The organism is Candidatus Nanopelagicales bacterium, from assembly GCA_037045355.1.
Classification (GTDB): Bacteria; Actinomycetota; Actinomycetes; order S36-B12.
On sequence record JBAOHO010000007.1, the window covers coordinates 1 to 8,341 of the forward strand.

At 65.5% G+C, this 8,341-nt stretch carries 6 protein-coding genes; 5 read left to right on the forward strand and 1 reads right to left on the reverse strand.

All coding sequences use genetic code 11. The features are described from left to right. The first annotated feature begins 72 nt into the window (after positions 1–72). The 5 genes from V9E98_00890 to V9E98_00910 all read left to right on the forward strand — a co-directional run bounded on the left by V9E98_00890 (position 73) and on the right by V9E98_00910 (position 7,684). Positions 73–1,458, forward strand: coding sequence for an acyltransferase (locus V9E98_00890; protein ID MEI2715553.1), 1,386 nt, complete (start codon positions 73–75; stop codon positions 1,456–1,458). Then, positions 1,352–1,960, forward strand: a complete 609-nt coding sequence (locus tag V9E98_00895) for an SGNH hydrolase domain-containing protein (protein ID MEI2715554.1) — start codon at positions 1,352–1,354, stop codon at positions 1,958–1,960. The genes V9E98_00890 and V9E98_00895 overlap by 107 nt, the downstream gene beginning before the upstream one ends. Before the next feature lie 95 nt (positions 1,961–2,055). Next, entirely contained in the window at positions 2,056–3,810 is a 1,755-nt protein-coding gene (locus V9E98_00900; protein ID MEI2715555.1) for a hypothetical protein, read from the forward strand. After that, on the forward strand, positions 3,807–5,690 hold the full coding sequence (locus tag V9E98_00905; GenBank protein ID MEI2715556.1) for an acyltransferase family protein: 1,884 nt from the start codon (positions 3,807–3,809) through the stop codon (positions 5,688–5,690). Before V9E98_00900 ends, V9E98_00905 begins: the two co-directional genes overlap by 4 nt. Continuing rightward, entirely contained in the window at positions 5,687–7,684 is a 1,998-nt protein-coding gene (locus V9E98_00910) for an acyltransferase family protein (protein MEI2715557.1), read from the forward strand. The genes V9E98_00905 and V9E98_00910 overlap by 4 nt, the downstream gene beginning before the upstream one ends. Here V9E98_00910 and coaE read toward each other — a convergent pair. Beyond that, positions 7,635–8,225 carry a dephospho-CoA kinase gene (gene coaE, locus V9E98_00915; GenBank protein MEI2715558.1) on the reverse strand — a complete coding sequence of 197 codons (591 nt, stop codon included), beginning with the start codon at positions 8,223–8,225 and terminating at the stop codon, positions 7,635–7,637. The two genes, V9E98_00910 and coaE, sit on opposite strands and share 50 nt — an antisense overlap. Positions 8,226–8,341: the final 116 nt, after the last annotated feature.

Genomic DNA, 8,341 nt, shown 5'->3' on the forward strand with positions numbered 1-8,341 from the left:
TGATCCCATGTAGTTCCTGTTCGGGCCCCATCGAGTGACTCTTGGTGGGGCCCGAATCTGTACCCTCGCAGAGTGTCCCCCGACTCCGGCCAGCGATTAATGGTCACGGAGGGCACGTCGCGACCCGATCCGCGGCGTTCTTACTACAAGGCACTCGACGGTGTGCGCGGTCTCGCAGTCGCCGGTGTTCTGCTGTTCCACACCGATGGGCGTTGGCTCAGCGGTGGATACATCGGTGTGGACGTGTTCTTCGTCCTCTCAGGACTGTTGATGGTCACAGTGTTGCTGGACCCCGACGTCGACCGGCTCAGGACCAGTTTCCGGGCGTTCTGGCTGAGGCGAGCACGTCGTCTCGGGCCCACCTTGGTCGTCGTCGTGCTTGCGGTGGTCCTGGTCGAGGCATATCGACCCGGCAGGTCGTCGGAACTGTCTGTCGAGGTGCTCGCGGCGCTGTTCTATATGACCAACTGGCTTGCGATCGCCCGTGACACGTCGTATTTCCAGGAGTGGCTGGAGCCCTCGCCGCTCCTGCAGACCTGGTCACTGGGCATCGAGGAACAGTTCTACCTGGGTCTGCCGCTGATCCTGTGGTTGCTCCTACGACTGCGGGCCAGGAGGCTGGTCCTCAGTGGGTTGCTGGGCGCGCTTGGGGCAATCAGCGCCGCATGGGCCTGGCATGAGCGCTCGGATCCCATGCGAGCGTACTTCGGCACGGACACCCGCATCCAAGCACTGCTGCTGGGGGCTGCCCTGGGTGGGCTGGTCACTCGTGTGGGGATGGTGAGACCTGGTCCAGCACGGCCGTCCGTACAGATCGCGGGCTGGCTCGCTGCGGCGGGATTGCTCGCGACGATGGGGTGGGCTCGCCCGTGGTACAGCGATTTGTCTGTCATCACACTCACTATCGCGGCTGTGCTGGCGGCGGTTCTGATCTGGGCACTCCTGGACAGTTCATCGAGTCTGTTGGCGCGCCTGTTCAGTGCCCGGGTACTGGTGTGGGTCGGAGGGATCTCGTACGCCCTGTACCTATGGCATTGGCCCGTGTTCCTGCTGGATCCAGGGACGGGTAGACGCCGGCCTCGGTGCGCAGATGTGGGCCATCACGGTGTCGGTGATACTCGCGTGGTGCACCACCCGGTGGATCGAGGGGCCGATGCGCTGGGGCGCCTTCTCTCGGATGCCTGCGTGGCGTCAGTGGTTCATCTACGCCTCAGCGATGGCGGTGGTGATCGTTGCCGCCCTTGGGACCGGACGGTCGCCACGTGGTGCTCCTCCGCCCGACTCGCAGTGGCCCAGCGCCGAGGCCCTGCCCGCGAAGATCGCATTGTTCGGCGACTCCACCGCGTACACGGTGCAGGCTGCTTTTCCACGGGACCGGTACCCGTCGGTCGGATTCAGAGCAGAGACCCCGCTGGGATGCGGCCTGCGCAGCAGAGTGCTGCAGCGCGCGGATCTTGACGCGGCGAAACCGGAGTGTGACGGCTGGCAAGACCGCTGGGCGGATGTGGTGCAGGAAGAGGCGCCGCGGGCAACGATCCTCATGGAGAGTGTCTGGGAGATGTACGACGTTGTGCGATCTGGTGTCTCCGCGCCGCCCGGCTCCTCGGAGTACCAGCAGACGGTGACGTCGGCGATCCGCGAGGCGATCGAGGTGATCCGGCCCCCACAGGGCGGACCGGTCTACCTCGTAGGGGTACCCTGCCACGGCGCGACACACGAGTTCTACGCGCCCACCTTGAACGATCCCGTCCGACAGCAGCACCTGAACGCCATCTTGCAGGAAGTGTCGCGGAGCACACCCGATGTCCACTTCATCGACCTGACCCCTCTGACCTGCCGTGACGGGGATCCGGTCACAGAGGTAAACGGGACTGCGTTGCGGACCGACGGTGTCCACTGGACGGATGCTGGGGCCGAGTACTTCTGGTGGTTCATCCTTCGCGCAGTCACGGATTCGTAGCCCTCCTGCGGCACGTCCGACCTGCCGCCAAGTATGTTCTGCGTGTGCCGAACAGATGGGGGATTGCGAACCATCGCCTCACAATTGCTGCTGTCGTGCTGGTGGTTGGCGCGCGCACGCTGGTATCTGTGCGTGGGTACCTGTACGCCGATGACTTCGCCTTCCGCTACTGGGCCGCCACTGAGCCGCTGAACCTCGATTACCTGACCCGGTCTTACGGCGGCCACGTCAACCCGATCGGTCTGCTGAACCAGTGGGTGCTGCAGCACCTGTTCCCCGGTTCTCACCTGGCCCTGGCACTGTTCTCAGCAGTCCTCTGGGGGCTCACCCTGGTCTTTGCGGCCATGCTTATGCGACGGATCACCGACTCGGATGCTGTGACAGCCAGCTTCCTGCTTCTCGTGGGTCTGAGCCTATTCGGCTTCGAGTCCAGTACCTGGTGGGCTGCGTCGATCTACGCGGCGCCGTACCAACTGTTCCTCGTCGTCGGCACCTACCTGCTGCTCAGAGCCCGTGATGCCGGAAACTCCCGTCCGGTGTGGGCGGCCCTGCTGTGTTCGTTGGCCGCCTCGCTGTCGTTCAGCCGGGGATTCATGGCAGCCGTGTTCATGTTCGTCGTGGTGGCGGCCGTACCCACAGTACGTTCCGCGGCGCATGGTGCGCGCCGCGCCTGGACGTGGCAACGGCCGGTCTGGATCGGTATGGGCTTCGCCTCAGTTCTGGGTGTCCTCCTGGTCGTTGCGAGTAGCGGTGACATCACCCGCTCAGGCTTCGACCCTTTACGGCTGCCCGCTTACATCGGAAGGATGCTCACGCTCAACGTCCTGCCCGCGATCTGGGGTGGGCCCTGGCAGTGGTTCGAGATCCCACCCCCCGAGTGGCCCCCCATCGTCACCAATCCCGCCCCGCCGCCCGTGTTAGCACTCCTCGCGACGGTCGCGACGATCGCTGGGTCCGTGGCAATCTGGTGGCGACGCCGGGAACTGCGCGGGCTGGTCGCCTGGGCACTCGCGTTCGTGCTGTGCGTGCTTGTTATCGCCGGGCTGGCACGCTCCGGAACGGCCGTGGAGAGCACGGCCTACCGCTATACCTTCGACGTCGTCTGGCCCGTGGCCCTGGCTTTCGTGTTGGGCGTGTCCATCGAGACCGCAGGGCGCCGACGTTTGACCCGTCTCGGCGCCGTATTGGTGCTCTGTGTGAGCGCGTCCGCCGTGGTGTCGACTCTGGTGCCCGCCCGGGACTGGATGGGCAATCACGCGCGTGTCTACATGGCAAACGCCGCGTCGGGGTTCCCCCTCATTCCAGAAGGTCAAACGGTGCTCAATCAGGGGGTGCCGGAAGACCTCATCCATCCTGGGCTCATGGCGCCGTACGCCAACGCCGAGGTGGTGATGACCCCGGTTCCGGGAGCCCCCACGTTTGGTACCTATGCAGCGGATCGGCTCTTCGGTTTCGACTCCGACGGAAACGTCCGCGAACAGACTGTGCTGGGTCCAACGTCGCTGCCCGGTCCTGACGCGAACTGCGGATACGCCGTGACGACGGCTCCCCGCAGCGTTCCGCTCGACGGCGACGTGATCGCGTGGGACTTCTATGCCCGCGTGGCGTACTTCACGCAGACCGCGACGGATCTCAATATGGCGGTGGGCGGCACGATTCACACGGTCCCGGTCGAGCCCGGAGGACTAAGTGTCGTCTACTTCCCGGTCAACGGACCCGCCCAGGACGTGCTCGTGTCGATAGGCACACCTAGCATCACGGTGTGCGTGACGGACATCCGAATCGGGAACCGAGCCGACCTCGAAACCGGTGACACCGTGCCTCTGCCCGTGACACAGTTGCCGCCGTGAGCACCGACGTTCGTGGAGAATCGGGGGCGGCAACCCGAGCCGACGTGCCGGGTAGCGCCCGCCGCATCCCGGCGCTGGACGGTCTTCGCGCGTTCGCCGTCGCAGCCGTCATGCTCTTCCACACGGCGTCAGTGCCCCTGCAGGGCGGATTCCTGGGTGTGGACGTGTTCTTCGTTCTCAGCGGATTCCTCATCACCGGCCTCCTGCGACGCGAGGGGCTCGCCCGTGGTCACATCGCGCTCGCGGGGTTCTGGCTCAGACGTGCCAGACGACTTGCGCCGCCGCTTCTCCTGGTACTGCTTGCGGTGGCGATCGCCCGGCTGGCGGTACCGCAGGTCGATGCAGCGGTGTGGAGGGGTGAGATCCTCAGTGCCCTGACCTACACGACCAACTGGTTCCAGATCCTCACCGGAGGCGACTACTTCGCGGAGTTCGGCCGTCAATCGCCTTTGGTCCACACGTGGTCCTTGGCCATCGAGGAGCAGTTCTACCTCGGATTCGCGGTGCTGTTCGCACTCGTCGGGATTCGGTGGCCCACGCGTCGGTTTGTCGTGCTAGTGGGCGTGCTGATTGTGGTCTCCGCCGCGAGTATGGCGTACGCCAGCGGTACCGGCGCCGAGTCATGGGCGTACTACGGGACTGTCCCTCGAGTGCAGGCCCTCCTGTTCGGTGCGCTGCTCGCCCTCGTCCTACCCCATGTGGGCGACCGACCAGGCGTTGTTCGTCGGGTACCACCTGGCCTTGTGGGGAGCATGGGGCTCGTCGGATTGACGGTTGCCTTCATCCGTCCTCCGTCCACGGAGGTGATGTTCCGAGGAGGCTTACTGCTGGCGGCGGTCATGGCGGGCATGGTCATCTACGGAATCCTTGGCTCCCCGGCCCTCGCCAGGCTGTTATCTTGGCGGCCGCTAGTAGGGCTGGGGTTGATCTCGTACGGCGTGTACTTGTGGCACTGGCCCGTGTTTCTTTGGCTGCAGGGAAGCCGTGGCGACGCACGACTGTCGCTACAGATGTGGTCGATGGTCGTCACGATCATGTTCGCGTTGTCCTCCTACGTACTTGTCGAGCGTCCTATCCGCTTTGGTCGATTCTCCCGGCTCAGGCCCAGTCGCCAGTGGCTGGTCTACGCGTGCGCGGCAGGTTCGATCGCCGCTTTTGTCATGCTGCCGGCTCGTCACCTCCCGGACCCTGACGATCTCGATTGGCCGGCCACGCAAAGCGTTCCGAGGCAGATCTTCGCCGGTGGCGACTCGACGATGCTGAGCCTCGCGGTGGCCTTCCCGACCGACCAGTATCCGGAAACACATCTGGCGGGCGAGACCCCCATGGGGTGCGGATTGGTGGGTGCGCCGTTCGTCCAGAATGGCGCCACCATCGATCAGGAACGGTGCAGCGGATGGCAGGACAGGTGGCGTCGGGCGGTCGCGAGCCAAACCCCCGACGTGGCGGTGATCGGCAGCGGGGTGTGGGATCTCTTCGATCGAGCAGGGCCGAGCGGGGCGATCCCCCCCGGCGAGCCGGGGTTCGACGAACCGTTCGTTGCAGCGTTCCGGGAGGCAGCCTCGCTCGCCAGTGACGGCGGGCGTCTACCGGTGTTCGTGCTTGGAGTCCCGTGTATGGCATCGCTGAACGATCAGGCGGTGCTCAATGATCGATCCCGGGTCGACACCGTCAATGCGTTGATCCGCGCCGGAATCTCGGACATGCCAGATGTGCACTACGTGGACCTGACAGGTCTCACGTGCCTAGCGGACGGTAGTGCGTTGGTGAAGAAGGATGGCCGGGTCATGCGCGACGATGGAGTCCATTGGACACCGAGCGGGGCACGACTGGTGTGGGCACACATCCTTCAGAAGATCACCGAGGTCGACCAGGCGTGAGCGACACGTCATCGGGCCGGCTTCCCTACAGCCCTGCGCTCGACGGTCTACGGGCGTTGGCCGTCCTCGCCGTCATGCTCTACCACGGTGGGGTCGCGGTCGCCGGTGGCGGATTCCTGGGTGTGGACGTCTTCTTCGTCCTGTCCGGATTCCTCATCACCACGCTGCTCCTGCTCGAGTTCGAGGCCAACGGTCGCCTGGACCTGCCAGCGTTCTGGGGCAGGCGGGCCAGGCGTCTGTTGCCCGCACTGTTCCTCGTTCTAATCACCGTGTTGGTCTACGGCGCGTTCCTGCGAGGAGAAGCGGCGAGCGCCGTCCGCGCCGATGTTCTGGCGACGTTGTTCTACGTCAGCAACTGGTGGTTCATCGCGTCGGGGAACTCCTACTTCGCGCAGTTCCAGGATCCGTCCCCGTTGACTCACACGTGGTCACTCGCGATCGAGGAGCAGTGGTATCTGCTCCTGCCGGTCGTACTGGTGCTACTGCTGCCGAGGGTCAAGCACCGGAGATGGTGGGTGATCATCTTCGTCGCCCTCGCCCTGCTGTCAGCGGGCCTCATGTCGTTCCTGCACATGCCCGGCTCTGATCCATCCCGGGAGTACTACGGCACCGACACCCGACTGCTCGCACTTCTGCTCGGTGCTGCCTTGGCCAGTCTTCTCACCCCCGGAGTGATCGAAAAGGTGCGAAGTCCGGCCGCCTGGCTGGCGCCGATCGGACTTGCAGCCCTCGTGCTGCTCCTAGGACTCACGGACGACACCTCTGACTGGCTGTACAACGGCGGGTTCCTGCTCGTGGCACTGGTGTCAGCCGTCGTGCTGGCGTCGGTGGTGGCACGGCCGCAGGGTTTCGTGGCACGGGTACTGGCGTGGCGGCCGATCGTGTGGATCGGGACGGTCTCGTACGGGTTGTATCTGTGGCATTGGCCCGTCTACGTGATCCTCAGCCCCGGCCGAACCGGTATCTCCGGCACGGCGCTACTCGTCCTGCGCTTGGCAGTGACATTCGCCGTCGCCGCCCTCTCGTACTACCTCGTGGAGATGCCTGTCAGACGAGGGGCGCGCAGCAGGCTGACACAGTCGCAACGGCTGGCGGCGGTCCTTGCAGCGCCTCTGGTGGTCCTCGGCCTGGTGGGAATCACCGCGGCGACGACCCGACCGTCCGCTGACGACTCCCTGGAAGCTATCCGTGACGCTGCCAGTCAGACGCCGACGCCAGGACCGACCTCGACACCCAGTCCGACGCCATCGGCATCCGCCCCGGCGGTGGAGGGGGTTCGCGCGATCCTCGTCGGGGACTCTGTGGCTCTGTCGCTGTTCGCCGCGTATACACCAGGCACCACCAAGGACATGAGCGTGCTCCCCGGTACCGAGTTCGGGTGCGGACTCGTGCCGTTCGAGGCCGCCATCAATGGGTCGCCCATGCCGTTGCGTGATGAGTGCGTGACCTGGGATGCGCAACGGGGGCAGCGCATCGCGGAGTCCGGGGCGAATCTGGGGGTCATGTTCCCGGGTCCCTGGGAGCAGTACGACCGGTGGATCGACGGTGAACAAGTTCCCTACACCGATCCTCGGTGGAAAGCCGCGACCGTGGCCGACTACGAGCGCGTCCTTGAGGAACTCTCTGCAGTGACGCCGAACGTGGCAGTGGTCTTGAACACATGTCACGGGGCGCCCGACCTCGACCTGCCAGATGCCGTGCTGTTCCAGGCCGGCCGCTATGCCAATGTCGTCAACGACCCGGCCAGGGTGGCTGCGGTGAACGAGGCAGCCCGCGAAGCGGTCGACCGGTCAGGGGTGGATGCGGCGGTGATCGATCCTGGGTCGATTCTGTGCAAGGACGGCTATCAGGGGACCATCGACGGCATCCAGATGCACACCGACGGTGTGCACTTCACTGAGGAGGGCGCGCGGTGGTACTGGAAGTGGCTCGGGCCGCAACTGGTCAAGGCCTCCCGGCAATCATCGGCCATGCCTTCACCACCTGCGCCCTGAGCGACTTGAGATCCCCGGAGTTGTCGAGCACGACATCGGCGATGGCCAGGCGCTGTTCTCGGGTGGCCTGGGCGGCGATCCGTGCCCGGGCGTCGGCTTCCGCCAGCCCGCGGTCGATCAGCCGCGCGACCCGGACCTCATCCGGGGCGTCGACGACGACCACCAGTTCGTAGGCGTCCTGTAGTCCCAGTTCGGCCAGCAGCGGTACGTCGTGGATGACCACAGCATCGTCGGGCAGGGCGGCCATCAGTTCTGCGGTGCGGGCGGCGATCCGGGGATGGATGATCGCGTTGAGCCGTGCGCGCGCTGACTCATCCGCGAACACCACCGCGGCCATCGCGGCACGGTCGAGAGCGCCGTCGGCGGACAAGATCCCCGGACCGAACTCCGCGACGAGGGTACGAAGCCCTTCAGTGCCTGGCGCGACCACCTCGCGAGCGACGGCGTCGGCGTCGATGACGTCCGCACCGAGCTCGGCGAACATGGCGGAGACGGTGGACTTCCCCGATCCGATGCCTCCCGTGAGGCCGACACGTCGCATGCTCCGAGGGTAGTGCTGGTGACAGGTCCCGGAAGTGGGCGCATCATGGCTTGGTGGACATTTCCTCCGAAGGCACCCCCGTCGGGCGGCGGGTCGTCCTAGGGTTGCTCGCGCTC

Excerpts from the sequence above, each read along its gene's own strand:
- coaE (MEI2715558.1), bottom strand. The coding sequence starts at position 8,225 with ATGCGACGTGTCGGCCTCACGGGAGGCATCGGATCGGGGAAGTCCACC.